General features: G+C 65.9%; 21 protein-coding genes. 7 read left to right on the top strand and 14 right to left on the bottom strand.

What is annotated here, in order from left to right:
- Positions 1-18 precede the first annotated feature (18 nt).
- On the bottom strand, positions 19-468 hold the full coding sequence (locus tag AC1RDJ_RS13830) for a hypothetical protein (protein WP_493027741.1): 450 nt from the start codon (positions 466-468) through the stop codon (positions 19-21).
- Positions 469-663: 195 nt separating this feature from the next.
- Between AC1RDJ_RS13830 and AC1RDJ_RS13825 the strand changes: the two genes are divergently transcribed.
- Positions 664-1131, top strand: a complete 468-nt coding sequence (locus AC1RDJ_RS13825; RefSeq protein ID WP_071324122.1) for a PACE efflux transporter — start codon at positions 664-666, stop codon at positions 1129-1131.
- Here the strand turns inward: AC1RDJ_RS13825 and AC1RDJ_RS13820 are convergent.
- Entirely contained in the window at positions 1107-1988 is an 882-nt protein-coding gene (locus tag AC1RDJ_RS13820; RefSeq protein WP_071324123.1) for a LysR family transcriptional regulator, read from the bottom strand. The two genes, AC1RDJ_RS13825 and AC1RDJ_RS13820, sit on opposite strands and share 25 nt — an antisense overlap.
- A 73-nt stretch (positions 1989-2061) precedes the next feature.
- On the opposite strand from AC1RDJ_RS13820, the gene AC1RDJ_RS13815 reads away from it, so the two are divergent.
- Positions 2062-2265 (top strand): DUF3460 family protein, encoded by a 204-nt coding sequence (locus AC1RDJ_RS13815; RefSeq protein ID WP_071324124.1) that lies wholly within the window; start codon positions 2062-2064, stop codon positions 2263-2265.
- Between the two features lie 139 nt (positions 2266-2404).
- Here AC1RDJ_RS13815 and AC1RDJ_RS13810 read toward each other — a convergent pair whose 3' ends face one another.
- Both AC1RDJ_RS13810 and AC1RDJ_RS13805 read right to left on the bottom strand, forming a co-directional pair.
- Entirely contained in the window at positions 2405-3121 is a 717-nt protein-coding gene (locus AC1RDJ_RS13810) for a YcbK family protein (protein ID WP_071324125.1), read from the bottom strand.
- A 132-nt stretch (positions 3122-3253) separates the two neighbouring features.
- Positions 3254-4090, bottom strand: coding sequence for an EAL domain-containing protein (locus AC1RDJ_RS13805; RefSeq protein ID WP_493027740.1), 837 nt, complete (start codon positions 4088-4090; stop codon positions 3254-3256).
- A gap of 235 nt (positions 4091-4325) precedes the next feature.
- Between AC1RDJ_RS13805 and AC1RDJ_RS13800 the strand changes: the two genes are divergently transcribed.
- Positions 4326-5138: a class II glutamine amidotransferase gene (locus tag AC1RDJ_RS13800; RefSeq protein ID WP_493027739.1), complete on the top strand. Its 813-nt coding sequence runs from the start codon at positions 4326-4328 to the stop codon at positions 5136-5138.
- A gap of 75 nt (positions 5139-5213) precedes the next feature.
- Here AC1RDJ_RS13800 and AC1RDJ_RS13795 read toward each other — a convergent pair whose 3' ends face one another.
- The gene (locus AC1RDJ_RS13795; RefSeq protein ID WP_071324128.1) at positions 5214-5744 is read right to left on the bottom strand and encodes a GNAT family N-acetyltransferase; all 531 of its coding nucleotides are present in this window, start codon (positions 5742-5744) and stop codon (positions 5214-5216) included.
- Positions 5745-6092: 348 nt separating this feature from the next.
- On the opposite strand from AC1RDJ_RS13795, the gene AC1RDJ_RS13790 reads away from it, so the two are divergent.
- The gene (locus tag AC1RDJ_RS13790; RefSeq protein WP_071324129.1) at positions 6093-7148 is read left to right on the top strand and encodes a sulfate ABC transporter substrate-binding protein; all 1056 of its coding nucleotides are present in this window, start codon (positions 6093-6095) and stop codon (positions 7146-7148) included.
- Positions 7149-7206: 58 nt separating this feature from the next.
- Here AC1RDJ_RS13790 and AC1RDJ_RS13785 read toward each other — a convergent pair whose 3' ends face one another.
- Positions 7207-7692 carry a hypothetical protein gene (locus AC1RDJ_RS13785; RefSeq protein ID WP_493027738.1) on the bottom strand — a complete coding sequence of 162 codons (486 nt, stop codon included), beginning with the start codon at positions 7690-7692 and terminating at the stop codon, positions 7207-7209.
- A gap of 173 nt (positions 7693-7865) precedes the next feature.
- Here AC1RDJ_RS13785 and AC1RDJ_RS13780 point away from each other — a divergent pair, with 173 nt between their 5' ends.
- Positions 7866-8084, top strand: coding sequence for a TOBE domain-containing protein (locus AC1RDJ_RS13780; RefSeq protein WP_034757699.1), 219 nt, complete (start codon positions 7866-7868; stop codon positions 8082-8084).
- A 58-nt stretch (positions 8085-8142) separates the two neighbouring features.
- Here AC1RDJ_RS13780 and AC1RDJ_RS13775 read toward each other — a convergent pair whose 3' ends face one another.
- From AC1RDJ_RS13775 to AC1RDJ_RS13765, 3 genes are read right to left on the bottom strand one after another with little or no spacing between them, the layout of a single operon-like run.
- Positions 8143-8580 carry a DsrE family protein gene (locus tag AC1RDJ_RS13775; protein ID WP_493027737.1) on the bottom strand — a complete coding sequence of 146 codons (438 nt, stop codon included), beginning with the start codon at positions 8578-8580 and terminating at the stop codon, positions 8143-8145.
- A 42-nt stretch (positions 8581-8622) separates the two neighbouring features.
- Entirely contained in the window at positions 8623-9372 is a 750-nt protein-coding gene (locus tag AC1RDJ_RS13770) for a LytR/AlgR family response regulator transcription factor (RefSeq protein WP_493027735.1), read from the bottom strand.
- Positions 9369-10616 (bottom strand): sensor histidine kinase, encoded by a 1248-nt coding sequence (locus AC1RDJ_RS13765; RefSeq protein WP_493027733.1) that lies wholly within the window; start codon positions 10614-10616, stop codon positions 9369-9371. The genes AC1RDJ_RS13770 and AC1RDJ_RS13765 overlap by 4 nt, the downstream gene beginning before the upstream one ends.
- A 417-nt stretch (positions 10617-11033) precedes the next feature.
- On the opposite strand from AC1RDJ_RS13765, the gene AC1RDJ_RS13760 reads away from it, so the two are divergent.
- Positions 11034-11912, top strand: a complete 879-nt coding sequence (locus AC1RDJ_RS13760) for a serine hydrolase (RefSeq protein ID WP_071324134.1) — start codon at positions 11034-11036, stop codon at positions 11910-11912.
- A gap of 120 nt (positions 11913-12032) precedes the next feature.
- Here AC1RDJ_RS13760 and AC1RDJ_RS13755 read toward each other — a convergent pair whose 3' ends face one another.
- Complete coding sequence (locus tag AC1RDJ_RS13755) at positions 12033-12965, bottom strand: DMT family transporter (RefSeq protein WP_071324135.1); 933 nt, start codon at positions 12963-12965, stop codon at positions 12033-12035.
- Between the two features lie 109 nt (positions 12966-13074).
- Here AC1RDJ_RS13755 and AC1RDJ_RS13750 point away from each other — a divergent pair, with 109 nt between their 5' ends.
- Positions 13075-13974, top strand: coding sequence for a LysR family transcriptional regulator (locus tag AC1RDJ_RS13750; RefSeq protein ID WP_071324136.1), 900 nt, complete (start codon positions 13075-13077; stop codon positions 13972-13974).
- A gap of 8 nt (positions 13975-13982) precedes the next feature.
- On the opposite strand, the gene AC1RDJ_RS13745 is transcribed toward AC1RDJ_RS13750, so the two are convergent.
- The 4 genes from AC1RDJ_RS13745 to recC form a co-directional block, all read right to left on the bottom strand.
- A complete protein-coding gene (locus AC1RDJ_RS13745) occupies positions 13983-15917 on the bottom strand; it encodes a methyl-accepting chemotaxis protein (RefSeq protein ID WP_493027732.1) in 1935 nt (644 codons plus the stop codon).
- A gap of 203 nt (positions 15918-16120) precedes the next feature.
- Positions 16121-18088, bottom strand: coding sequence for an exodeoxyribonuclease V subunit alpha (recD, locus tag AC1RDJ_RS13740; RefSeq protein ID WP_493027731.1), 1968 nt, complete (start codon positions 18086-18088; stop codon positions 16121-16123).
- Positions 18078-21737, bottom strand: coding sequence for an exodeoxyribonuclease V subunit beta (gene recB / locus AC1RDJ_RS13735; RefSeq protein WP_493027728.1), 3660 nt, complete (start codon positions 21735-21737; stop codon positions 18078-18080). Before recB ends, recD begins: the two co-directional genes overlap by 11 nt.
- Positions 21734-25153 carry an exodeoxyribonuclease V subunit gamma gene (gene recC, locus AC1RDJ_RS13730; RefSeq protein ID WP_493027727.1) on the bottom strand — a complete coding sequence of 1140 codons (3420 nt, stop codon included), beginning with the start codon at positions 25151-25153 and terminating at the stop codon, positions 21734-21736. Before recC ends, recB begins: the two co-directional genes overlap by 4 nt.
- Positions 25154-25202 lie beyond the last annotated feature (49 nt).

Below are 25202 nucleotides of genomic sequence, written 5' to 3'. Positions count from 1 at the left end.
TTTTCTACAACAAGCGCCTCAGCGTCCGTGCGCCATGGGGCGCCGGCGCAAGCCGAAGTCGTGCCCCACCACCAGCAGGGTGCTGGCCACCAGGCTGGACAGGCCCACGATCAGCTGGATCAGCTTATCGTCAGGCAAGATCCACAACGAGGATGCGGGCGTCTCGCAGCCGGTGGCGGCGCTGATCAGGGGCGCCACCCAGGCCGCGTCCGGCGTCACGTCGAGCACCACCGCGCCATCGGCGCTGGTCTGCATGTAGATGTCGCCGCCTTCGGCCAGGGTGAAGCAGATGCCGACGCCCGTTTCCGTGGCGCGGATATTGTCCTGCATGCTGCGGTTATGTTCCTCGATCCACACTTCCACGTCATACGGCGTTTCCAGGTGCTCCCAGGGGCGGGGGCGGAAACGCGGGCGTTCGTCCGGCGTGGCGGGGGACTCCGGGATATTGCTGTCTGCTGCGCCTTGCATGCTCTTGACCTCATCTGCGGTGATACGGCGGAACCAGTTGCCCGCCAGCCCACATTATCCACCGTCTGCCCGTTGCGCGGTATGCCGGCGTGCGCCTTCATTCCATGGAGCCATCAGAAAAACTGACAGCTATCAACTTCAAACATCAGCATGACTGACTTAAAATATGCGCCACTTCTTCTTTACAGGCTTTACATGCAAGGCATCAAGCGCAAAATCGTCTACGTCACCGCCTTTGAAATCATCGGCATGGCCATTTCCACACTCTGGCTGACCCTGCTTTCGGGCGAATCGCCCACCAGCACGGGGCCGCTGGCGATCATGATCACCACCATCGCCGTCATCTGGAACCTGCTGTACAACACGGCCTTCGAATACTGGGAAATCCGGCAAGTATCGCGCACGCGCACCGTGTGGCGCCGCATCCTGCATGCGATCGGCTTCCAGATCACCCTCGTCATCTACCTGATCCCGCTGATCGCCTGGTGGCTCGATATCAGCCTGTGGCAGGCGTTCGTGCTCGACTTCGCGCTGATGCTGATCATTCCCTGCTACAGCTTCATCTTCAACTACTTCTTCGACGGCCTGTTTGGCGTGCCCCTGTCGGCGCAGCAGCCGAAAGAAGAACCCACCGACGTTCAGGCCGCTTCGCTGAGCAACTGAAGAAAGGACCGCGCCGCCATGCCCAGCGGCCGGTCCTTGCACCACACGAGGTGGATAGGCAGCACCAGGCCATTGCCCGTATTCTTGAACGCGACGCGGCGCACACGCCCCGCCGCCAGCGAATCGGCGATGGCCGAGGCGGCGAAATTGCCCCAGCCCAGGCCCGCCTCGACCATGGACAGCGCCATCGGCAAGCTGTCCGTGCGCCAGTAGGACAGTCCCACCACGGGGCGCGCATCGGCCAGGTCCAGTTCGCGGCTGGCCACGATGATCTGGCGCAAATTCACCAATTCCTCGATATACAGGGGCCGGCCCGCCTCGCTGGGTGCATGCTGCGTGGAAATAATCGCCAGCAAGGCATCGCTGCCCACCAGCTGGAACTGCTCTTCATGGTTGATGCGCCCGCCGCCGAAGGCCATGCAGGCGCTGATGCGGCCCCGGTGCAGCATGTCGAGCACATCATCCTGCGGCGCCGTCAGCACCTCGATGTCGAGCAGCGGGTGGCGCTGCGACAAGGCCCGCACGGCGCGCAAAAAAGGCGCATGATCGAGTTCTGCCGCGATGCCCAGCGAAATGCGGCTTTCCAGGCCTTGCGACAATTGCTGCGCATGCAAGTGCAACTGTTTCAGCTGGTCGGCGATCAGGCGCGCATGGGGTATCAGGGCCACGGCGGCCGGCGTGGGCACGGCTTCGCGCGCACCGCGGTCGAACAGGACGATCCCCAGTTCCGCCTCGATATTCGCGATGGCCATGCTGACGGCCGACGGCGCCCGCCGCAAGGCGCGCGCGGCGCTGGAAAAGGAACCGCCGTCGACGACGGCCAGGAACAGTTCGATGTTATGGCTGGACAGTTTCATGGGGCAGGAAGGGAAAAGCGGCACTTTTGCGCGCGCCGGCGGTCAAACAGCAAGGACAAGCACAGGAGCAGCCATGCATCATGCACTCACCTACCGCCGCGGCGGCTATGTATCGGACTTTACCCGCTTTATCGATGGCTATCTGCAAGCGCATCCCGAGGTGCAGGCCAGCCAGCGCCGGGGCTGGCGCATCTTCTGGGAGCGCCCCGTGAATTTCGACGCATGGCGGCGCGCCGGCAACGATAGCGTGCCGGAGCCGCCCTACCACTACGATTAGCGAGCAAGCGCCTGACAACATCGTCGTGGCATCGTCGTGGGCGGCAGCGACTTGCGGGCAGGACTGCAGTCGTACCAGGGCACGGCTGCAGTGGCCATCGCAGGCCGCGCAGCGCGCCGCGCGCGGTTGGGCCTGGCGCTTAGCCTTTCCAGGTGCGCTGCAGCCCCGTATCGGCATGGATCCAGCCGCCACGGGGGCCGGAACGGTAATAGAAGCCCACGCCGCCCTGCTTGAAGCTGCGCACGAGCGAACCGAGCACTTCCGCGTTCAGGTTGGCCACGCGGATGTCGGCGGCACGGCCCGAGATGTGCAGCGACTGGCGCGCGGCCGGCACGCCCGCTTCGCGCAGCCGGCTGTTCGACTCGGCCGTGCGGTAGCCCGACAAAATCTCCAGCGGCTGCTCGATGCCGTAGCGGGCCACGAACGCTTGCGTGCCCCACAGGGTTTCCAGCAGTTTCGGGTCGATCGGCGCCGTCTTCTTGCCGTTGACGTCGCGCAGCAGATGGCACAGCTCCTGATAGGCTGAATCGATGACCTCGCCATCTTTCCAGTACAGCAGTTTCGCCTTTTCATTGCTGGCCGGGCGCACCACTTCCAGCGTGCGCGGCTTGAGCCAGAATTCCAGGTCCAAGGCCTGCGCGTCGAAGATGTCGGGTGGCGGTTCCAGCTCCGTGATGGGCTGGCGCGTCTGCGAGGTGACGGAGCGGTCGATGCTGGCCAGCTGCGTCGGCTGCGGCGGCACGCCCGTGCGCGGGGCGCGCGGCTTGGCGCTGGCCGTGGCCGAGGCGGGAGCGGCCGTGCGCGAGGCGCAGCCGATGAGGGGAGTGGCAACCAGGCCCAACGCGGCCAAGCTCATACCGTGGTGTAGAAAATTTCTGCGCGATGCCATAGTCATTCCAATATAACGATACGAATACTATAGCGTATTGTGCTGCGAAGAAAAACCCTCAATGCCTATCGTACGGGCCTGATTGCGGCCCATGGCGCCTCAGGCGGCAAAAGCGACGGGCGCGATCGCCCCTTTTGCCTGTGCCAGCGCCGTCAGGGGCTTGTCCAGCAAATAGCCCTGGGCCACGATGGGCAAGCCCGTGGCTGCGGCGATGCGCTGCAGCGCGGCCAGCGCGGCCGGCGTGTCGAGGCGCTTGAAGACGACGCGTATCTTGGCCGCATGGCACAGGGTGACGAAATTGGCGGCCGCGTCCTCGTCGCTGAGGTTGCCCGCGTCGAGCTTGAAGGCGTGCGGATGCAGGCGCTCCAGCATGCCCGTGGCCTCGTGCACGCTGGCCACGTTGATGGCCAGGCGGAAACCGTTGCGGCGGTAGTTGTCGGCCACGTAATTGAGCAGCCAGCCCTGGTTCGGCGTAACGGCCGGCAATTGCAGCACGATGCGCTCGATCGGCAAGCCCAGCGCGTCGAGGATGCGCTGGAAGGCGTGGCCATGGTTGCTGCTGACGGCGCTCAGCAGGCGGTCATGCACGTTCAGGTACAGGTCCGACTGTTCCGCTTCCGGCTGGCGGAAGAAATTGATGGCGTGCAGCATGCGGCACAGGCGGTCCAGCTCCACGGATTCATCGTCGCTGGCCGCGTGGTCGAGCAAACGCCACAGCGACAGGCCCTCATCGGCCCTGGAGACGCTGCGCGCCAGGCCTTCGAAGGCCACCAGCTTGCCGCTTTCCAGTTCGCGCAGCGGCTGGAAGGCGCTCGTCATGGTGCAATTGAAGAAGCGCCCCAGCGCCCTGCCCTCGTCATCGAGCCAGACGCTGGTGCCGGCCTGGGTTTGGTGCGACAGGCGGGCCAGGTAGTTTTTCAGGACGGGAAACGGCATGGAGGGCTCCTTCATCGGGCTGCACCAAAGCCCCTCATGGGGACGGCGGTGCCAAAGTGTGCAGACTAAGGCAAGGCGAATCGCAGGAGAACGAATGGTTTCGCCGTTTGATATGCGCCCAGCGCATAAGGGAAAGACAACGGCCGGCGCATAACGATAGTCAGAAACATTCCTTCCCGCCCCCTGGTCCAGGCTTTACTGTTGCCGTGTACCGATATCATCAGGAAGGGCCGCCATGTGCCAGTTACTCGCTATGAACAGCAGCAAGCCCGCCGCGCTGGGTTTTTCATTCGCCGGCTTCGCCGAACGGGGCGGACGCACGGACGAGCACCGCGACGGCTGGGGCATCGCCTATCATTCCAGTAGCGGCTGCACCCTGCTGACGGACCACCTGGCCGCCATCGATTCGCCGCTGGCGGCCACGGTGCAGCAGCATCCCGTCAAGGCGAAGAACATCGTCGCGCACATCCGCAAGGCCACGCAGGGCCGCATCGCGCCGGAAAACACGCACCCGTTCGCCCGCGAGCTGTGGGGCAAGACCTGGTCCTTCGCCCATAACGGCGACTTGAAGACGTGGGCCGCGCCCGCCAATGCGCATTACCGCGCCAGCGGCGACACGGACAGCGAACAGGCGTTCTGCCACTTGCTGGCCAGCCTGCGCGCGCGCTTTCCCGGCGGCGAACCGGCGCGCGGCCTCCTGCGCGCCGCCATCGCCGAGGTCGCCACGGAGATCGCCGCGCATGGCAGCTTCAATTTCATCCTCTCCGATGGCGAGGTGCTCTTCGCCCACTGCTCCACGCATCTGCACTACGTGATCCGCGAATACCCATTTTCCGTGGCGCAACTGATCGACTGCGAGCGCAGCATCGACTTTCGCCAGCACAACCATCTCGACGACCGCATCGCCGTCATCGCCACGCATCCGCTGACGGAAAACGAGGACTGGGTGGCGTTTGCGCCCGGCGAATTGAAACTGTTTGCCGGCGGCACCCTGCTGCAGGCGAGCGAGACGGTGCCGCAAGGCGTGTATATCCAGATCAGTTACTGAAGGGAAATTGTGAGGGAGATGCTCAAACGGAGGAAAAGGCCCGCCGCCGGATGGGCGGGCTGAGGGGAATGGCCGTCAGGCCGAGTTGCAGTTGCAAAAGCGCTTGCGCTTGGGATCGCCGCTGGCCAGGCCGGCCGGGTCGATCTGTTTCCAGCAAAAAATGGTTTCCACGCCATACGGCGAGCGCACATTGCCCGCCTCGACATAGCCCTGCTTGACGAAAAAGGCCTGGCTGCTGGCCGTGCTGTGCAGCTGCAGGGCCTTGATGCCCCACTCCCGGGCCTGCTCTTCCAGGCGTTCCACGAGGGCCTTGCCCGCGCCCCGGCCTTGCGCCTCGGGCAGCAGGTAGCACAGGGCCAGCTTGCCGGCGCGCGTCAGCAGGCCGACGCCGACGACGGCGCCCCGGTCGACGGCGACCAGCGAAAAATTGGTGGGCGAGGCAAACCAGCACGCCACCATCTGCGGTGTTTTATTGCCCAGCCAGGCTTCCAGGATGGCCGGATCATCGCGATGATCGAGGCTGCAGCATTCGACGATCGAGCGTCGTAATACATTGCACGCTTCGAATGCGTCAGTCGATGTTGCAATACGAATTTCAAGACTCATGTACGCTCACAAAATATTCCAGTTGCCGATACAGGCGGTTTTCACCCTGTAGCGCGCAATTCGACTATACACCAAGCGGCGCTTTCGGGTTTTTTCGCGCCACGCCACGGGTCGGTTTTACCCATGGCATGGCGTTGCAGATCAGCGCCCATCCCCGTAGATGAATACGCCCCCTGCCGGGATAAACTCTAGGCCCTGCCACGCATCTTGCCCACGAATGTTTCCAAAAAACGATATCTGTTTTTTAGAGGAAACGGGAATCGGATCTAAGCATATTACGAAAAATTCGTTTCTTTTCCGGCCGGAATTTTAGACTATGTCTATCTATTCTCACAACAAGAGTTCAACATGACCCATACCAACGCCGTATCGACGACCGTATCGACGCTCAGCCAACGCTCGCGCCGCTGGTTCCTGGCCAGCGCCCTGGCCGCCTCCGCTGCCGCCATGAGCCTGCCGATGTCCGCCAGCGCGGCCGAACCGGTGGTCTTGCTGAATGTCTCGTATGACGTCATGCGCGAACTGTTCAAGGACGTGAATCCCGCATTTATTGCTGAATGGCAAAAGAAAACGGGCGAAACCATCACCATCAAGCAATCGCACGGCGGCTCCAGCAAGCAGGCGCGCTCCGTCGCCGATGGCCTGGAAGCGTCCGTCGTGACCATGAACCAGGCCAACGACATCGATCTGCTGGCCGACCGCGGCCTCGTGGTGGCCGATTGGGCAAAAAAATTCCCGAATAACGCGGCGCCGTTCTATTCGACCATGGTGTACCTGGTGCGCAAAGGCAACCCGAAACAGATCAAGGATTGGGACGACCTGGCCAAGCCCGGCATCAAGGTCATCGTGCCCAACCCGAAAACCTCGGGCAATGGCCGCTACACCTACCTGGCCGCGTGGGGCTATGCCGTGAAAAAAGGCGGCACTGAAGCGCAGGCGCGCGACCTCGTCACCAAGCTGTTCAAGAACGTGCCCGTGCTCGACGGCGGCGGCCGCGGCGCCACCACCACCTTCACGCAGCGCGAAATCGGCGACGTGCTGGTGACGTTTGAAAATGAAGTGCAACTGGTGCGCAAGGAATTCGGCGACAACTTCGAAGTCGTGTATCCAAGCATCTCCATCCTGGCCGAGTCGCCGGTGGCCGTCGTCGACAAGGTGGTCGACCGCCGCGGCATCCGCAAGGAAGCCACGGCCTACCTGCAATACCTGTACTCGGAACCGGGCCAGGAATGGGCCGCGAAGCACTTCCTGCGCCCGCGTTCGGCCGCGGTCGCGAAGAAATACGCGGCCAGCTTCAAGCCGATCACCCTGTTCACGGTCGACGATGTGTTTGGCGGCTGGAAACAGGCGCAAAAGAAACACTTTGACGATGGCGGCGAATTCGACAAGATTTATCAGAAGTAAGTTTGCGCCAAAACAAAAAACCGGGACATGTCCCGGTTTTTTTATTGCCACCACGCCGTCACTGTTTCTTCAGCAGCAGCTTAAATTGCGGCAGCCAGCGCTCGCCCGACTGGATTTCGCTGTGCGCCTCGTAGGCGTCGCCCGACGGCGTCCAGCGCGCGCGGTACGTCAGGGCCTCGCCGCTGGCGCCCACGTACTGCGTGGCGGGAAAGTCGAGGCCACCATCGGCCGGCAGCATCGTGCCACGGCTGTAGCCGCCGCTGTTTTCCACGTACAGGAAAGCCACCTGGTTCGCCGCGGCGTCGTGGTAATACGTGGTTTCGCCCACGTAATCGGGCTTGCCGGGGCTGCGCACCGTGTGCACGTCGCGCAGCATCTTGCCGCCATATAGCCACTGGAAACAGTGCTCATCCGTTTGCCTGCCGCCAGGGAACTCGCCCTTCCAGCAATGCCCGGCCAGGAAGGCCATCGGCTGCAGCGCCGCGACGGCTTGCGCCTGCACGGCGGACGAGGATAACAGCAGCAGCGGCAGCAGGATGCGCATGGAGGAACTCCCGTTGGTAAGCGTCCAGTATAGGCGAATAATATGTTTGCGTCAGCGCTGGCGCACGCTTTGCGCATAACGATATGCGCATCGATTCGTGGTCAAAACGGCGCGCGGGCCGTACTCTGGCCATGTCGCGCCGCACGGCGTATTACGGGAATAAAGGAAACATCATGGCTATCTCGGAAGTGAACGTACGCAACCAGTTCCGCGGCAAGATCAAGGAAATCATCTTCGGCCCCGTGGTGTCCGAGGTGGACGTGGAAACGCCGCACGGCATCGTCACCTCGGTGATCACCTCGCGCTCGATCAAGGACCTGGACCTGAAAGTGGGCAGCGAAGTCATCGCGCTCGTGAAATCGACGGAAGTGTCGATCGCCAAGATCCAGTAAGCGCCATCTCCCCATGCGCCGCGCCCCGCCATCCTGGCGGCGGCGCGGTTTTTTTGTCTTACGGCTTGATATACACATACCCTTCCTGCGCCTGCAGGCGGGTCACCTCGGCCACGCCCGACGGCACGATGACGGCTTCGGGCAAGACGCGCTGGCGGTCGATCTTGCGGCCTTCGAGCGTGTTATTGCAGACACGAAATCCCACGCCGCGCCGCGCCAGCTCGCGCACCGCGACGTCGTACGGCGTCCCATCCTTGGCGATGGCGCCATCGAGCAGGAAGTCGATGCCGGGGCCATGCGCGACGAGCACGATGGTCGCCTGCGGACTGGCGTCCAGGTGATTGCGGATATTCCTCAGCGCAGCCGTGGCATTGCTGGCGTCATTGACGTGATAGACGACTTTTTCCGCCTTGGCCTGCGCCTGTGCCGCGCTGGCGGCAGTGCAGGAAAACAGCGCGAGGAGGACGGTGGCGAAGCAGCGGCGAAACATGTTCATGAGATTCCCATTCAGTGGCAGATTAAAAACATTGCCATCATATCAATCCCTGAACAAATACGTAAAGGTCCGGCTGACGGGCAGTTTTTCCGTGCTGCCCCGCAGCAGCACCTGCATGCGCTCGGCGTCGATGCGTTCGGCCGCCAGGATGGCGCTGACATTGACCATGGTGCCGCGGTGGATTTGCCAGAATTGCTCAGGATCAAGCCCGCCCAGTAAATCCTTCAGCGGCGTGCGCACCAGCGCTTCCGCGCCGGCCAGCACGACGCGCGTGTACTTGGTATCGGCCTGGAAGAACAGCACGTCATTGACGTCGATCAAGCGGATCTGCTTGCCCACGCTGGCCTTGATCCATTTCAGTTTTTCGCGCGGCGGCGCCGGCAGCGCCGCGCGCAGCGAGTGCAGCAGGCTGGCCATGTCGGCCGGCTGCGCGTCGAGCTTGTCGCGCAGGCGGGACAGCGCGCGCGCCAGCCGTTCGCCCTGCACCGGTTTCAGCAGGTAATCGACGGCGCCCGCGTCGAACGCGTCGACGGCATACTGGTCATACGCGGTGACAAACACCACGTGCGCCCGCGTGCCGATGCGCTCGGCCACTTCCAGGCCCGACAGGCCGGGCATGCGGATGTCGAGGAACACCACCTGCGGTTCATGCTCGAGGAAGCCGTCCCAGGCATCGTTGCCGTTTTCCGCCACCAGCACGATGCGCGCCTCGGGCCAGGCCAGCGCCAGCATGGCTTGCAGGCGCTCGCGCATCAGCGGCTCGTCTTCGGCGATCAGGATGGTGGCGTTCATGCGGCCAGCTCTTTCGTCATGACATTGATCGGCAACACAATCTCGGCCACCACCCCGCCCTCGTCCCCATCGCGCACCTGCAGGCTGGCGGCGGCCGTGGCCAGCCGCAGCCGGCCGCGCACATTCTCCAGGCCCAGGCCGCCGCCGGGCACGCCGCCCGCGCCCAGGCCCACGCCCGTATCCCGCACGCGCAGGCGCATGGCGCCATCCGCGTCCAGCACGGCCGAGACGGCGATCTCGCCGCCGCGCAGCGACGGTTCGATGCCATGCTTGATGGCGTTTTCCACCAGCGTCAGCAAGATCATGCTGGGCACCGGCGTCCGCGCCAGGCCGGGCGGCAAGTCGAGCCGGAAGGACAGGCGCGCGCCCATGCGCACCTGCATCACTTGCAGGTAGGCTTGCACCACGTCGAATTCCGTTTGCAGCGGCACCTGGTCGGCGCGCATCTCGGCCAGGCTGGCGCGCAGGAAGGCGATCAGGTTGGCCGTCAGCGCGGCCGCCTGCGCCGCACCCTGGGCTCCCTGCTCGGCCAGCTGCTGCACGGCGCCCAGGGTATTGAACAGGAAATGCGGTTCGATCTGCGCCCGCAGCAGCCGCAGCTGCGATTCGCTCAATTCGCGCGCCAGGCGGTCGCGCTCGGCATCCTGCTGCAGCTGCAGGGCCAGCGCCTCGTACTCCCTGTTGCGCCAGACGACGACGATCATGACGGGCACCAGATACACGAGGCCGGAAACGAGCGCGGCCCAGGCGCCCACGCGCGCGCCGCGCTCGAGCGCCGCGCCGACGGAACTGTTGCCCTCCAGCATAGAGCGCAGGATGCCGATGCCGACGCCGGCCACGGCGGGCAAGACCAGCAGCAACAGCGCCTTGAGCTTCTGTTGCGCCAGCTTGCGGTAATTGAACCAGACGCCCAGCACGCCCCACGCCATCGCCAGACCGAGGACATTGCTGAGCACCACGGCCTTGGCCCAGCCTACCCTGTCGGGCAGCAGCAGGTGCAGCGCGACGCCGATCAGGCTGAACAGCAGCACCAGCCTGGCCGCCGCCAGGTAAAAGCCGGCGCCCCGGTACTTGAGCATGAAGGCATGGAATTGCTGGCGCTCGATCGGCGTCAGGGTAACCAGCCGCAAGGCCACCCAGCGCCGCCAGCCAGGCGGCAGCTGGGCCGCCGTATCCGGATGCGCGAGTACCCTGAGGGTTTCATCGTCGTAACAGCGATACCATCCAGCAAATTTTTTCCACATGCTGCGTTCTCCCAGTCGCGTTAATCAGGCATGAACGCAGTCTACGGCGCGCCGTTTCCAGGGCACAGCGTCGGGCGACGAAACACGAAGCGGCAGGCATCAACGACGAAGCGCGCGGCGCGCATCGGGGACGTGCCGGCCAATATTGCTGAAATAATACGAAGTTTCCATAGCGAAATCAATAATTGCGTAACAATTTTCACTCCGGCAAGAATAAGCGCTTTTATTTGCCAAATTGGCCGCAACGCCGCCTGTGGCGCGCCTGTACCGTAGACATCGCTTGATCTTTAATGGTATTGTCTACACTTGGCAAATATTGCCTCCGAGATACATGCCGCGTTCCCTCGCGGCCCTGTCCCGGCTTTGCGCGCAGCGCCCACGGTGGCGCCCCAAAACTGCTTTCCCACATACGATCCCATGCTCAAAAAAATGTTCGCCGCGGTGCTGATGACGCTTTCGACAGCGGCCATCGCCGTGCCTTTCGGTTCCCAGTCGATACTGGTGGTCGAAGACGGCACAGGTAAAGTCTTGCTTGAAAAAAATTCCAACGTGGTGGTGCCCATCGCCTCGCTGACCAAACTCATGACAGCCATGGTCGTGCTCGATTCCAAGGCCAATATGCAGGAAGAGATCAGCATCGACCGCGAAGACGTCGATACGCTGAAACACAGCACCTCGCGCGTGCCCGTGGGCGCCACGCTGAGCCGGCACGACGTGCTGCAACTGGCGCTGATGTCGTCCGACAACCGCGCCGCCGCCTCGCTGGCGCGCACCTTTCCCGGCGGCCCGACCGCGTTCGCCGTGGCCGTCAACGCCAAGATCAAGGCGCTGGGCATGCACCAGACCGTGATCGAAGAGCCGACGGGCCTGTCGCCGAACAACCAGTCGACGGCGGCCGACCTCGTCAAGATGGCCGTGGCCGCCTCGCGCTACCCGGAAATCAGCCGCATCACCACCGATTCGAAGGACGTGATCCAGATCAAGGGCCGCGACGTGGAATACCACAACACGAACCGCCTGGTGGGTGCCAAGGGCTGGGATATCGGCTTGTCGAAGACGGGCTACACGAATGAGGCGGGACGCTGCCTGATCATGCGCATCAAGTCGGCCGGCAAGTTCGCCACCATGATCCTGCTCAACGCGCGCGCCAATTCCGTGCGCGCCATGGACGCCGTCAATATCCGCCGCATGCTGGCGGCCGAGAACGGCATCGAAGAGCCAAAGGTGATGCGCGCCTCCGTCAGCCGGCACAAGAAGGCGCCGGCGAAGCCATCGAAGCGCCGCCGCGCACGTTAAGCACGGCTGAGAAAACGCCCATGGCGGCGTTGCAGTGCCTGGCCGTACTAGTCGTACTGCCTGCGGCACTGCGCCTTGCCCTGAACGTTTTTCAGGCGTGCTTTCATACCGGAAAAATACTTATTTCGCTTGCCGGTTGGTCATCACCACGCCGGCTATCGTCACCGCGCCGCCCACCAGCATCGAGGCCAGCACGGGTTCGCCCAGCAGCGCCGCCGCCAGCACGATGCCGAACACGGGCACGAGGTTGTTGAAGACGGCCGTGCGCGACGGGCCCAGCGCCTTGACGCCCTCGTAATACCAGACAAAGCCGATCACCGTGCCGAACACGCCCAGGTAGCCGATGGCGGCCCACACTTGCCAGCCGAAGCTGCGCCACGGCACGCCCGGAAATTCCACGGCAGCGCCCACCAGCAGGAAAGCCAGGCCCCACATCGATGCATACGTGGTGGCGGCGATCGGGCTCAGGCCCTTCAGCGCGACCCGGCCGATCAGGGTGTAGGCGGCCCAGCTGGAGATGCCGCAAAACATGAAGACCTCGCCGGCGCCGATGCCGCCGCCCGTGCCGTGCAGCACGCCGGCGATATCGCCGCGCGTGATGACGATGGCCGTGCCGCAGAATGCCAGCATGATGCCCAGCCACTTGAAGGAACCGAGCCGTTCGCGGAACAGCATGGCCGAGGCCAGCGCCGTGACGATGGGGTTCAGGGCCACGAACAGGGCCGTGCGGCCGGCCGGCATGCGCGACAGCGCCGCCAGGAAGCACAGGTTATACAGGAAGATGCCCGTCAGGCCCAGCGCCGCCGTCGTCGCCAGCTGCTTGCGGTCCAGGCGCGGCAAGCCCCCTTCGAGTTTCCATGCCAGCACGACCAGCAGCAGCACGGCGACGCCGAAGCGTCCGCTGGCTGCCGTCATCGGCGGCATCTGCTGCGCCAGCACGCGGCCCGCGATAAAGGTGCCGCCCCAGAACAGGGCGACGAAAATCAGTTTGAGGTAGACGAGCGGCGATTGCACGGAAGGCAAGGCGGCTGACGGTACGGCGGTAGTGCGCATGGAAAGTCCTATGATGTCGCTTGTGCAGCGGACGCTGTACGTATATATTAATACTAATATCAACTCATGAAATAATGAGCAAATACTCATAGCTCAACAAAACCACACCATGACCTTCACGCAACTGGAAATTTTTACCCTGGTGGCCGAACTGCACGGCTTTTCCGCCGCCGCCGCGCAGCTGGGCATCAGCCAGTCGGCCGTCTCGCATGCGCTGAAAGCGCTGGAAAAGGAGATGGGCGTGGACCTCATCGTGCGCCACCAGGCCTCGGCCGAGCTGACGGACGTGGGCCGCCAGCTGCTGGTGCGCGCGCGCGAAATCCTCGGCCTGTCGGAAGCCATGCGCCAGGAGGCGGCCGACGTGCTGGGCCAGCGCCAGGGCACCTTGCGCATCGGCTCGTTCGGCCCCACCTCCTCGCTGAATCTGCTGCCCGCCATCACGGCGCAGTTCCGCCTGCGCTATCCGGGCATCGACCTGCGCATCGACGAGGGCGCCGACCATGAAGTGGTGCAATGGATACGCGAGCGCAGGGTCGACGTGGGCTTCGTCGTGCTGCCCGACGAGCGTTTCGACACGGCGCCGCTGGTGGAAGACCAGATGATGGCGCTGGTGCCGCGCAGCCACCCATTGGCGCAACTCGACACCATCACCCTGGCGCAGCTATGCGAAGGGCCGTTCATCATGTCGGAAGCGGGTTGCGCCTGCCTGATCGAGCCGCTGTTCGCCAACGCGGGCCTGCAGCCGCACGTGCCCTACCGCATCAGCCAGGTGATCACTATCCTCGACATGGTCAGCCGCGGCGACGGCCTGTCCATCGTCGCCGAGCTGGCCCTGCCGCAGCGCCTGCGCGAGCAGTATCCGGAGCTGGTCGCCCTGCCATTGAACCCGCCCGTCAGCCGCAAGGTGGGCCTGGCCGTGCGCGACCGGCGCCAGAACACGCCGGCCACCAACGCCTTCTTCGACGTGGCAAAACAGATGGCGCCGACCCTGGCGCCCCGGCGCGCCTGACACCCGACTTAAAAAGTCTCCCACTCCTCGCTGCGCTCCGCCTTGACGGCGGCCATCCTTGCCGGACGGCTGGCGAGGCGCGGCGCGACGGGCGCGCGCACCACGGGCCTGGCTGGCGGCGACATCTGCTGCGCCGGCGCCGGCCCGTCATCGAGCTTGAACACGCTGACCACCTGCGACAGGGTGCTGGCCTGGTCTTGCAGGCTTTCCGCCGCGGCGGCCGCCTCTTCCACCAGGGCCGCGTTCTGCTGCGTCACCTGGTCCATCTGCGCGATCGCCTGGTTCACCTGTTCGATACCGGAACTCTGTTCCACGCTGGCGGCCGTGATTTCGCCCATGATGTCGGTAACGCGCCGCACGCTGTCGACGATTTCCTGCATCGTCGCTCCCGCTTCGCCGACGAGCCGGTTGCCCGTGTCGACGGCGCTCACGGAATCGTCGATCAACAGCTTGATTTCCTTGGCGGCGGCGCTGGAACGCTGCGCCAGGCTGCGCACTTCCGTGGCGACGACGGCAAAGCCGCGTCCCTGCTCGCCCGCGCGCGCCGCTTCCACGGCCGCATTCAAGGCCAGGATGTTGGTCTGGAAGGCGATGCCGTCGATCACGCTGATGATGTCGACGATCTTGTGCGACGAGGCATTGATCGAAGTCATGGTCTCGACCACTTGCGCCACCACTTGCCCGCCCTTGCTGGCCACGCTGGAGGCCGAACCGGCCATCTGGTTGGCCTGGCGCGCATTGTCGGCATTCTGCTTGACGGTGCTGGTCAGTTCCTCCATCGAGGCGGCCGTTTCTTCCAGCGAGCTGGCCTGCTGCTCCGTGCGCGACGACAGGTCCTGGTTGCCGGCGGCGATTTCCGACGACGATATCCGCACCGATTCGCTGGCCGTGCGGATCTTCACCAGCACCACGGCGATCTTGTCGACGAAGCGGTTGAAGGCGCCGGCGATCTGCGCCAGTTCATCGGCGCCGGAAGCGTCGAGGCGGCGCGTCAGGTCGCCCTCGCCCGAGGCGATGTCGTCGAGCGCGTCGCGCACCAGTTCCAGGCGCTTGAGCATCTTGAATACCAGCAGCGACAGCAGCAGCGCCGCCGCACCCGTCAGCAGCAAGGCCGTCACCGTGGCCGTCGTCAGCATCGTCTGCAAGGCTTGCATGGCTTCCTGCTGGTCGAGCACCACGGCCAGCAGCCAGTCCGTGCCCGCCACGCGCGTCACATACAGCTTGCCGTCGCGCCCGCCCAGGCGCACGGCGTCGCTCTGGCGCGCGCTTTCCAGCCGGTTGATCTGCGCGGCCGACAGCGCGGCGTCGAGTTTCGATACCGGCTGCAGGCTCAGTTCCTTGTCGGCGTGGGCGATGATGGTGCCGCCCTGGTCGATCAGGAAGGCAAAGCTGTGCGGCGTCGGCTTGATCGCCACCACGTTCGCGATGACGGTATCGAGCAGCACGTCCGCGCCCGCCACGCCCGTCGGCACGCCCTTGGGGCCCACGGGCGCCGTGAACGACACCACCAGCTTGTGGCTGGCCGCATCCACGTACGGCGGCGTCAGCATCGGCACGCCGGCCTTGACGGTATCCGTGTACCAGGCCCGCGCCGTGGGATCGAAATCGGCAGGACGTCCGGGATGGGTGAACACCGAGCGCTTGTCCGCGTAGCCGATGAACACTTCCGCAAAGTCGCCCGCCTGCTCGGCGATCTGGAAGGCGCGCAGCGGATCGGGCGTCTCGGCCGACATCACGACGGAGGCCATGACCTTTTTCTTGCCATCGACCCATTGCGCCAGCACGGCCGACTGGCTTTGCAGCAGTTGCTGCATCTGCTGGTCCGATGAGGCCAGCATGCTGCTGCGCGTGGTGACGTAATTGGCGACCGAGAGGGCCAGCATGGACAGCACGACGATGGCAACGCAAATCAGCACCAGCCGCGTGCGCAACGATGAAAACATGGTGTACTCCTTGAGTGTGATTTTGATGGTGTAAGACGGCAATGCTGCCGTGAATGCCCGCCCCAGCATTCTCACACAAAAAATTGGAACATTATCACTCAATATCTGGAATACACAATATTTATTACCTCATAGCAACACCCTCGGTCATTAATATAACTGCCATGATTGCATCCTGGTCAAGTTTTCGGCCAGGGGATCGCTCAGCCTATCAATGCGCGCAGCCCGCTGGCGCGCTGCGTGCGGCGCAAGATCGCGTCGAACAGCACGGCTTGCGTGGGCGAGACGAGGGTAAAGAACTCGCGCGCGCGCGTGATGCCCGTGTAAACCAGCTCGCGCGCCAGCATGGCGCCGCCTTCCTGCGGCAGCACCAGCACCGTGTGGCGAAATTCCGAGCCCTGTGACTTGTGCACCGTCATGGCGAACGCCGTTTCCACATGGCGCAAGCGCGTGGCCAGCACGCTGCGCACGTTGTCGCCTTCCAAGAAGTACACGCGCAGGGAACCGGGCCGCGCCGGGTCGCGCAGGGTCAGGCCGATGTCGCCATTGAACACGCCCGTGCCGTAGTCGTTGCGCGTGACCATCACGGGACGGCCCACATACCACTCGCTGCGGCGGATCCAGCCTTCCTTTTCCAGGCGCAGCTCGATGGCCGCGTTCAGGCCCGCCACGCCCCACTCGCCTTCGCGCACGGCGCACAGGATGCGGAACGACTCGAACGCGTGCAGCACGGCGCGCACCCAGTCGTCATGCCGCGCATGCGCTGCTACACCGGCATGCACCAATTCCAGATAGGGCTGATAGCCACCCGGCGCCTCAGGACGTCCGCGCAGGGCCAGGCGCAGCACGTCTTCCTGCTGCGCGGGCACGATCCACGCCACCTTGCCGCCGCTGTCGCGCGCCAGGCACTCTTGCGCGGCGCGGGGCTGGCCCGCATTCACGGCCAGCGCCAGCTCGCCGATCGGGCCGCTGAAGCGGTGGCTGTGGCGCAGCATCACCGTCTGCTGTGCCAGCGCACCGGCCGCCCCCGCAAAACCGGCGGGTATGGTCACGCCGCTGGCCGCCAGCGCGTACGCGATGGTGTCGGGCGCATAGCCGCCCGCCTGCGCGTCGTGGCACAAGTCGCCCAGCACGGCACCCGCCTCCACGGACGCCAGCTGGTCCTTGTCGCCGAGCAGGATCAAAATGGCCGTGGGCGGCAAGGCGTCGAGCACGGACGCCATCATCTCCAGGTGCACCATCGACGCTTCATCGACGATCAGCACGTCGACGTCGAGCGGATTGCCCGCGTGGTGGGCGAAGGCGCGCGTATCCGGACGCGCGCCCAGCAAGCTATGCAGGGTGCGCGCGGCGCCCATGCGCCGCGCCAGCTCCAGCAAGGGCAGCTCTGCGCCCGCCTTCGCCGCCAGGCCTTCCAGGGCCTTGTCGATCGACTGCTTCAGGCGCGCGGCCGCCTTGCCCGTGGGCGCGGCCAGCGCGATGCGCAGCTGTTCCGGCTGTGGCGAGACGGCAAACAGCAAGGTCAGAAGGCTCGCCACGGTGTACGTCTTGCCCGTGCCCGGGCCGCCCGTGATGATGGCCACCTTGCCGCGCAGGGCGATGGCGCACGCCACCTTTTGCCAGTCCGGAGCGCCATCGCTGGTGGGATGGTCGAACAGGATATCGAGCCATTGCCGCACCTGCGCCAGCGGCGGATTCGCCAAATCCTGCGCGCGCGCGGCGATTTTCCCGCCCACCAGGGTCTGGTCGCGCCAGTAGCGGCGCAAATACAGGCGCGCGCCATCGAGCACCAGCGGCTGGCGCACATCGGCGGCGCCCACCTGCCACACCTGCGGCGCAGCGGCCAGCAGCGCGCACCAGCCATCGACAGTGCCCGGCAGCGGGCCCGATACGGCCAGCACGGCGTGCCACAGCTCCTCGCTCCAGCCCAGCAGCTGCGACGGTTCGCTCGCCAGGTCGGCCAGCATCAAACAGCTGTGGCCCCGCCCTTCCAGCTCGGACAGCACCACGCACGCCACACCCACGGCGGCCATATCGGGGCCGGCGGGCGCATCTTCGTCCAGGGTGACGATGAAACGGGCAAAGGCGGCGCTCAGGCGGCGCAGGTGGCCCGCCTCGGCGACGCCGTCGAAATGGGTGAACAAGGCGTCCAGGGCCGCGTCATGCTTCATGGTGTTCCGTTTCTTCCAACAGTTGATCGAGGCCGTCCAGCAGTTCCAGCTGCGGCGCCAGCCAGTAGCAGCCGTGCGTGTCCGCATTCGCGATGCCGCGCAGGAACAGGAAGATGGCGCCGCCCAGGTGCTGGCCGGGGTCATACTCCGCGCCGAGCCGGCTTTTCAGCAGCCGGTGCAGCGCCAGCATGTAGATGGCGCCCTGGATATCGTAGCGGTGCTGCGCCATGCCGGCCGCCAGCGCCGGCGTGTGGTAGGCGGCGTCATTGCTGCCCAGCGCATTCGACTTGTAGTCGAGCACCCAGTAGCGGCCCGCCCTTTCGATGACCAGGTCGGCAAAGCCTTTCAGCATGCCGTGCAGCTGGCGCCGCGGCAGCACGGGACGCGGCGCGCCATCGAGCAGCAATCGCGTGCACAGCTTATCGAGCGCCTCGGTCGACAGGTGCTCGCTGGGGAACCAGAACTCCATCTCCGACAGGGTGCTGTCCAATTCGGACAGCGAAGCGCCGAGCAGCGGCAGCGGCGTGACGGCCACTTCGCGCAGCCAGGCGATGGCGTCTTCCTGGCGGTGGCCCCAGCCGGCCCGCTCGCAGCGCGCGGCCAGGCGCGCGTCGAAACTGGCCGCGTTGACGCAGTCGAAGCCTTCGCTGCCCATCCATTCGAGCTGCTCGTGCAGGAAATTGCCAGGCACGGAACCGCGCGGGAAACGGTGCCATGGCGCGTCGCCCGTTTGCAGCGACGGCACGGCGGCCACGCCCGTGCCATCTTCCAGCAGGGTCTCTTCCAGCGCCCGCTGCGGCACGTGCACGCTGGCCACGGCGCCGATCTGGCGCGTCAGCGAGGTAAAGCTGCCCACCGACCAGTCGCGCTCGAACTCCCCCGCAAACACGGGCGCCGGGCGCAATTCGGGACGCCGCTCGACGCGGTCGAGCACCGTACAGGCGTCGGGCTGCGCCAACGACCCGACGCAGATGGCGTCGCAGCTGCCCGCCACCTGCTGCCAGCGCAGCAGCAGCTGGTCGGTCGGCAGCCTGTCGCCGCCCGTCAGCAAGTAGCCGAGCGCCGATTCGTGCAGGGTGTTGTCCCCTGCCTTGCGCGCCGCCAGCGCCGCCACACCCAGCCACAGGAAGTGGCGCGCGCGCGTCAGCGCCACGTACAGCAGGCGCAAGTCTTCCTCGATGCGCGCCTCTTCCACCAAGGCCATGGCCTCGTCGGACAGCGACAGGTCGAGGCGGCGTTCGCCGTCCTCGCCCGCATACTCGAAGAAGCTGCGGTTGCGTTTATCCACCTTGCGTGCCGTGACGGCGAACGGCAGATACACGAGCGGGTATTCGAGGCCCTTGGACTTGTGCACGGTGATGACCTTCACCAGTTCCGCATCGCTCTCCAGGCGCAGCACGCGCTCGTCACCGCTCTCGCCTTCGCCGGCGATCTGCTCGGCCAGCCAGCGTATCAATGCCTGTTCGCCATCGAGCTGGCGGCTGGCCGACTGCAGCAGTTCAGCCAGGTGCAGCAGATTCGTCAAGCGCCGCTCGCCGCCCGTCTGCTGCAGCAGCATGGCCGGCAGCTGCAATTCATGGATGAAGCGGCGCAGCATGGCCAGCACGCCCTGGCGCTGCCAGATCAAATGCAGGGCTTTGAGCTGCTCGACCCGGCGCTCCCATTCCAGCTCGTCGCTGGACAATCGCGCCAGCTCGCCCAGCGGCAAGCCGATGGTGCGCGTGGCAAACGCGGCGCGCGCCAGGCCGCCGTCGAGCGGGTTGGCCAGCGCCGCCAGCCAGCGCAGCACGTCCTGCGCCTCCTCGCTGTCGATGACGGAATCCTTGTCGGACAGGTACACGCTGGCGACCCTGCGGCGCGCCAGCGCGCGGCGGATGGCCGCCGCTTCCTTGCGGTCGCGCACGAGGATGGCGACATCGGCCGGCTGCAAGCGCGTAAAACCGTCGGGGCCGGCGAAGCCCGCCTGCGGATCGCCCAGCATGGCGACGATGTGTTCCGCGCAGTGCTGGGCGAAATATTCGCGGTAGCCGTCGCCGCGCAGCGCTTCGTCGCTGGCGCAGGCCGCCAGCAGGGCCGGCAGCGGACCGCCGGCGTTCACCAGCCGCTCGTCGCGGCCCTTGGCGTCAACAGCCTCGAACGGCAGCGGATTTTCATCCCCTTTGCGGTAGCGGAAGGCGCCGGCCGGCACTTCGGCGCGCTCGGCGTGCAGGAACAGCTGGTTGACGGCCGCCACCAGCGGCGCCGTCGAACGGTAATTGGTGCCCAGCTGGTAGTGGCGGCCGTTCGTCGCGCGCCGCGCCGCCAGGTAGCTCTGGATGTCGGCGCCGCGAAAGCCGTAGATCGACTGTTTCGGGTCGCCGATCAGGAACAGGCCCAGCGACGCATCGTTGTCGGCGATGCGGTACAGCAGATTGAAGATCTGGTACTGCGCCGGCGCCGTATCCTGGAATTCATCGACCATGGCCAGCGGATACTGGTCGACGATGCGCTGGCGCAGGGCCGCGCCATTCTCGCCGGCCAGCGCGTCGTGCAGGCGCTGCAGCATGTCGGCAAAGCCGAACTGGCGCGACTGGCGCTTCAATTGATCCATGCGCCGCGCAATCGCCGCCGCCGCATGCAGGTGCAGCTTGTGCGCCAGCGGCGTCAGGGCCGCCAGGGCGATCCCCAGCGCCTCCGTATGTTCGAAGCACTCGGGCACCTGCGCCGTGAAACTCTTGGCAAACGCATCCTCGATGCCGAACGGCGTCAGGCGCTCCCACGCCTTGGCCGTGATGGCCGGCTGCAGCAGCAGCGGATCCTGCGCCCACTTGCGCAAGCCATCGAACCATTTCGCCAGGTTTTCCGGCTTCATCTTGACGCCATTAAAACACTTGGGATTGACGGCGCGGTGCTCGTTGATCCACGCCGCCATCCGGTCGGCGCGTTCGACCCAGCCCGCCTTCAAGGTGGCCAGCTGCGCGGCCAGGGCCCGCTGTTCGCGCGCGATCAGGGCCGACAGCGGCTCATCGTCGGCGATCCGCATGGCGCCGGCGCGGCGCGCCAGGTCGCGCACGCCTTTCTTCAGGACGCCGACGTCGGGCCAGCAATCGAGCAGCACCTCGAGCGCCTGCGGCGCCAGCGGATAGACTTGCTGGCGCCAGTAATCGTGGGCCGCATCCTCGAACAGGGCCTGCTCGTCGCTGACCAGCTCCTCGTCGAACAGGCTGCCGCTGTCGAACGCGTGCTCGCGCAGCATGCGCTGGCACCAGGCGTCGATGGTGAAAATGGCCGCCTCATCCATCGTCTCGGCGGCCAGCATCAGCCGGTGCGCGGCCTTTTGCCGTTCGCTCTCGTCCGGATAGGACTCGAGCAAGGCATCGAGAAAGGAGTCGCTGCCGCCGGGCTCGTGGCGGAAATACGCGGCCGCCTCGATCAGGCGCTCGCGCACGCGGTTCGACAGCTCGCGCGTGGCGGCGCGGGTAAACGTCATCACCAGGATATCTGCCGGCAGCAGCGGGCGCACGAAACGGCTAGCGTTGTCGCCATGCCCCAGCACGAGGCGCACGTACAGCGCGGCGATGGTCCAGGTCTTGCCCGTGCCGGCCGAAGCCTCGATCAGGCGCGAGCCATGCAGCGGGAACGCCAGGGGGTTGAGCAAATGGCTCGTCATGCTTCTTCTCCGGCGCCATCGACAGGCGCGCTGATCGGGTCGAGGGTGATGTGTTCGCGCAGCCATTCGGCCAGCGGGCCATACAGCTCGCGCGTGCAGTCCTGCCACGCCTCCTCGAGCGCCAGCGCGGAAAAATCGGGCCACAGGCGCGCCAGGCACAGTTCCTCGCGTTCGCCCGAGACTTCAAAGCCGCCATCGTAGACGGCGCGCGGGTCGCCATCCTGCACCAGCGCCAGGCCCGTCTTGCAAGCCGTCGGCAACGGATGGTTCATGCCTTCGCGCCATAGCGCCAGCAGGGTCGCCAGCGCCGCGCGCGAACTGGCGGCATCGAGCGGCGCCATGCAGACGATGGCGTCGCGCGCCACCAGGTAGCCGGTGACGGAAAGGCCGAGGGCGGCGGCGGCCAGCTGGCGCAGCCACATCAGCATCAGCTTGTCGCCGCGCGCCTGGCCGGCCTTGTTCATCACTTTCGAGGAAATCTGCATCAGCCAGGCCGTTTCCTGCCCGTTGCTGCATAATTTGTCGAGCCAGTCGTCGATCTGCACGTCGCCGAACGCCAGGTTCACGGCGCGCTTGTCGGCCGCCAGCGGGAACGAGGCGCGCAGCGACAGCCAGGCGCTGCGCACGGGCAGCAGCGCCTCGACCAGCTGCTCCTGCACCTGCTGCCCGATCAGGCCGATCGGCAGCACGCCCTCGCGTGCCAGGCGCTGCGCCCGGCCCTGCAGGCTGGCGCGCACGTCGTCGAGCGCTTCCACGGCGCCCGCGTCGTCGAGCATGGTGTCTTCCAGCAGATAGCGCTCGAGCGCATTCAGGCCAAACGGTTCCTCATCCTCACCCAGCATGGCCGCATCGGCAAAATGCACGCTGAGGCGGCGGCGGAAGAAATACTTGACGGGCTGGCGCAGGAAGCTGGCCAGCTCGCCCAGTTTCAGGCGCGTGCCGGGATCGAGTTCGTAGGGCCCCAGCGGCAGCGCCTCGGCCTGCGCCTGCGCGTCGGCATGCGCCACGCGCCATTCGCGCGCATACGTGAGCAGGCCGCCGGCCTCGAAATAGCGGCGGCTGAACGGCTGCAGCGCATGCACGGTCGTCAGGCTGGCCAGGTGGCGGTCCAGCGACCAGCCGGCCGCCAGATAATCGCGCAGCTGCGACACCAGCACGGAGGGCGGCTGTTCGGAATTGTCGCGCACATTGCGCCCCACCCAGCTGACGTACAGCTTGTCGCGCGCGGCCAGCAAGGCTTCCAGCATCAGGTAGCGGTCGTCGTCGCGGCGCGAACGGTCGCCCGGGCGCGCCATGCCCGGCAGCGCCAGCAGGTCGAAATCGGCTTTCTGCGCGCGGCGCGGGAAGTCGCCATCGTTCATGCCCAGCAGGCAGACGACGCGGAACGGCACGGCGCGCATCGGCATCAGCGTGCAGAAGGTGACGCCGCCGGAGACGAATTGATGGTTCAGGGTCGGTTCGTCGAGCGCGCCCAGCCACGCCACGCGCAGCACGGACAGCGGCACCGGCTCGATGAAGCCCGCGTGCTCGCAGGTTTCCAGCCAGCCCTGCAAGGCGCCTTCCAGCTGCGCCAGGGTCAGGCGGTCGCCCTCGTCGTCGGCGTCGAAAAAGGCCGCCAGCAGCGCGCGCGCCTGCTCGCCCCACTCGGCCGGCGTGCGCGCGCCGGCCAGCACGCCGCGCCAGTGCAGCAGCGCCTCGACCAGCTGCGCCAGCGAGCCCGCCAGCGCCGCATCGAGGCCGCCCACTTCCGCATACGGCTCGATGCCGCCAAAGCTGACGCCAACGCCGCTGGCGTAGCCGAGCAGCATGCGCCGCACGCCGAAGATCCACGCATTCTGTTCGCCGGCCGCGCCCAGTCCCAGGCCGCTGCGGTGATGCTGGTCCAGGCCCCAGCGCACGCCGGCCCCTTCGATCCAGGCGCCCAGGGTGACCAGGTCGTCCGGCTGCAGGCCGAAACGGGCCGCCAGCGCCGGCACGTCGAGCAGGTCGCGCACCTCGCTCTGGCGGCAGCGCTGCTGCGGCAGCTGCAGCAGCCACTCGAGCGCGACGAGCAGCGGATTGACGCTGCGGTCCTTCACGTCGCCGATCTCGAACGGGATAAAACGCTCGTCGTTGCGCCGGTACTGGCCAAACACGGCGTGGATGGCGGCCGTGAAGGTGTCGATGTCGGGCACCATCACCACCACGTCGCGCGGGCGCAGGCCCGTCTCGCCGCTATGCGCAAACATGGCAAGCAGCTGGTCGTGCAGCACCTCCACCTCGCGCTGCACGCTGTGCGCCACGTGGAATTCGATCGAGCGGTCGGCCGCCTCGGGCGGCGTTTGCGCGTGTTCGGCCAGCGGGCGCAGTTCGCGGATGGCCACCTGCACCTGCTGCAGCAGGGTCTCGCCCGTTTCCTCGCCGAACAGGTCGATGCGCAGGCTGTCGTCGCGCCCTTCGGCTTGCGCATGCTCGTCGAATTCATCGAGCATGCGGATGAAGTCGCGCCCCTGCCTGCCCCAGCTGGCCAGCAGCGGATGGCTGTGCGCATGCAGTTCTTCGAGCGGAATCTCGGCCAGGTCGGTGCCGTTGCGCTGGCGCTGGCGCTTGTTTTGCGCGCGCAGCAAGTCGCGCCCGTCGATGATGTCGCCCCAGTAGAACTGGCACGGATTGGGCACGGCCAGCACCACCTGCGTGTGGCGCGCCAGCGCGGCCAGCGCCTGCAGGGTTTGATACGGCAGGGCCGACACGCCGAACAGCACCACGCGGCGCGGCAGCTTGCCGACCGCTTCCTCGCCGGCGGCAATCGCCGCCAGGAAGGCGTCATGGATGTCGGCGCGGCCCGTGTCGCGCTCGGCCGCGTCGACATCGAGGCCCACGGCGCGCCACAACTGCGCCTGCCAGCGCTGGTCTTCCCTGAGCGCGATGGACTCGCCGCGCGCCGTGCGTAGCAGGTCACGTCCCGCCGTCCAGTCGGCCAGCCAGTCGGCACGGTAGACCTGGTACTGATCGAACAGGTCGGCCAGGCGCTCGGCCAGCTGCAGCCGGCGTTCGGCGTCGCCATCGGCCAGAAAGTAGCGCAGCGGCGCAAAGACGGGATCGGCCAGCAGCGACGGCAGAAGCCGCATCAGGCGCCACGTCAGCGGCGACTTGTCGAACGGCGACACGCGCGGCACGCGTTCGCGGCCCAGCATGCCCCGGTAGCTTTCCCACAGCAGGCGCGCCGGCAGCGCGATGCGCGTGGCGGCGCACACGCCCATCTCCTCGGCCAGCGCGATCTTCAGCCATTCGGCCACGCCATTCGACTGCACCAGGAAGATGTCGGTCTCCAGCGGCGCCAGCGGATGGTTGCGCAGCCACTGGAAGACGGCGGCGCGCAGCTGCTCCAGCTGGTTGCCGTGCAGGATGAGGAGGCCGGGCGTGACGGGAGTTTGCATGCTGTTCCGATGAATTGGCGCGCCTGCGGCCATCGTGGCGCAGGCGCAA

It is taken from the genome of Janthinobacterium sp. GW822-FHT07H10 (assembly GCF_058798675.1).
Note: the sequence above shows the minus strand (reverse complement) of the source record. Positions and strands in the feature narration are given on the sequence as shown.

Excerpts from the sequence above, each read along its gene's own strand:
- AC1RDJ_RS13750 (WP_071324136.1), top strand. The coding sequence starts at position 13,075 with ATGACCTTCACGCAACTGGAAATTTTTACCCTGGTGGCCGAACTGCAC.
- AC1RDJ_RS13780 (WP_034757699.1), top strand. The coding sequence starts at position 7,866 with ATGGCTATCTCGGAAGTGAACGTACGCAACCAGTTCCGCGGCAAGATC.
- AC1RDJ_RS13820 (WP_071324123.1), bottom strand. The coding sequence starts at position 1,988 with ATGAAACTGTCCAGCCATAACATCGAACTGTTCCTGGCCGTCGTCGAC.
- AC1RDJ_RS13825 (WP_071324122.1), top strand. The coding sequence starts at position 664 with ATGCAAGGCATCAAGCGCAAAATCGTCTACGTCACCGCCTTTGAAATC.
- AC1RDJ_RS13800 (WP_493027739.1), top strand. The coding sequence starts at position 4,326 with ATGTGCCAGTTACTCGCTATGAACAGCAGCAAGCCCGCCGCGCTGGGT.
- AC1RDJ_RS13755 (WP_071324135.1), bottom strand. The coding sequence starts at position 12,965 with ATGCGCACTACCGCCGTACCGTCAGCCGCCTTGCCTTCCGTGCAATCG.
- AC1RDJ_RS13790 (WP_071324129.1), top strand. The coding sequence starts at position 6,093 with ATGACCCATACCAACGCCGTATCGACGACCGTATCGACGCTCAGCCAA.
- AC1RDJ_RS13805 (WP_493027740.1), bottom strand. The coding sequence starts at position 4,090 with ATGCCGTTTCCCGTCCTGAAAAACTACCTGGCCCGCCTGTCGCACCAA.
- AC1RDJ_RS13810 (WP_071324125.1), bottom strand. The coding sequence starts at position 3,121 with ATGAGCTTGGCCGCGTTGGGCCTGGTTGCCACTCCCCTCATCGGCTGC.
- AC1RDJ_RS13760 (WP_071324134.1), top strand. The coding sequence starts at position 11,034 with ATGCTCAAAAAAATGTTCGCCGCGGTGCTGATGACGCTTTCGACAGCG.
- AC1RDJ_RS13765 (WP_493027733.1), bottom strand. The coding sequence starts at position 10,616 with ATGTGGAAAAAATTTGCTGGATGGTATCGCTGTTACGACGATGAAACC.
- AC1RDJ_RS13785 (WP_493027738.1), bottom strand. The coding sequence starts at position 7,692 with ATGCGCATCCTGCTGCCGCTGCTGCTGTTATCCTCGTCCGCCGTGCAG.
- AC1RDJ_RS13795 (WP_071324128.1), bottom strand. The coding sequence starts at position 5,744 with ATGAGTCTTGAAATTCGTATTGCAACATCGACTGACGCATTCGAAGCG.
- AC1RDJ_RS13830 (WP_493027741.1), bottom strand. The coding sequence starts at position 468 with ATGCAAGGCGCAGCAGACAGCAATATCCCGGAGTCCCCCGCCACGCCG.
- AC1RDJ_RS13745 (WP_493027732.1), bottom strand. The coding sequence starts at position 15,917 with ATGTTTTCATCGTTGCGCACGCGGCTGGTGCTGATTTGCGTTGCCATC.
- AC1RDJ_RS13775 (WP_493027737.1), bottom strand. The coding sequence starts at position 8,580 with ATGAACATGTTTCGCCGCTGCTTCGCCACCGTCCTCCTCGCGCTGTTT.
- recD (WP_493027731.1), bottom strand. The coding sequence starts at position 18,088 with ATGAAGCATGACGCGGCCCTGGACGCCTTGTTCACCCATTTCGACGGC.
- AC1RDJ_RS13815 (WP_071324124.1), top strand. The coding sequence starts at position 2,062 with ATGCATCATGCACTCACCTACCGCCGCGGCGGCTATGTATCGGACTTT.
- recC (WP_493027727.1), bottom strand. The coding sequence starts at position 25,153 with ATGCAAACTCCCGTCACGCCCGGCCTCCTCATCCTGCACGGCAACCAG.
- recB (WP_493027728.1), bottom strand. The coding sequence starts at position 21,737 with ATGACGAGCCATTTGCTCAACCCCCTGGCGTTCCCGCTGCATGGCTCG.
- AC1RDJ_RS13770 (WP_493027735.1), bottom strand. The coding sequence starts at position 9,372 with ATGAACGCCACCATCCTGATCGCCGAAGACGAGCCGCTGATGCGCGAG.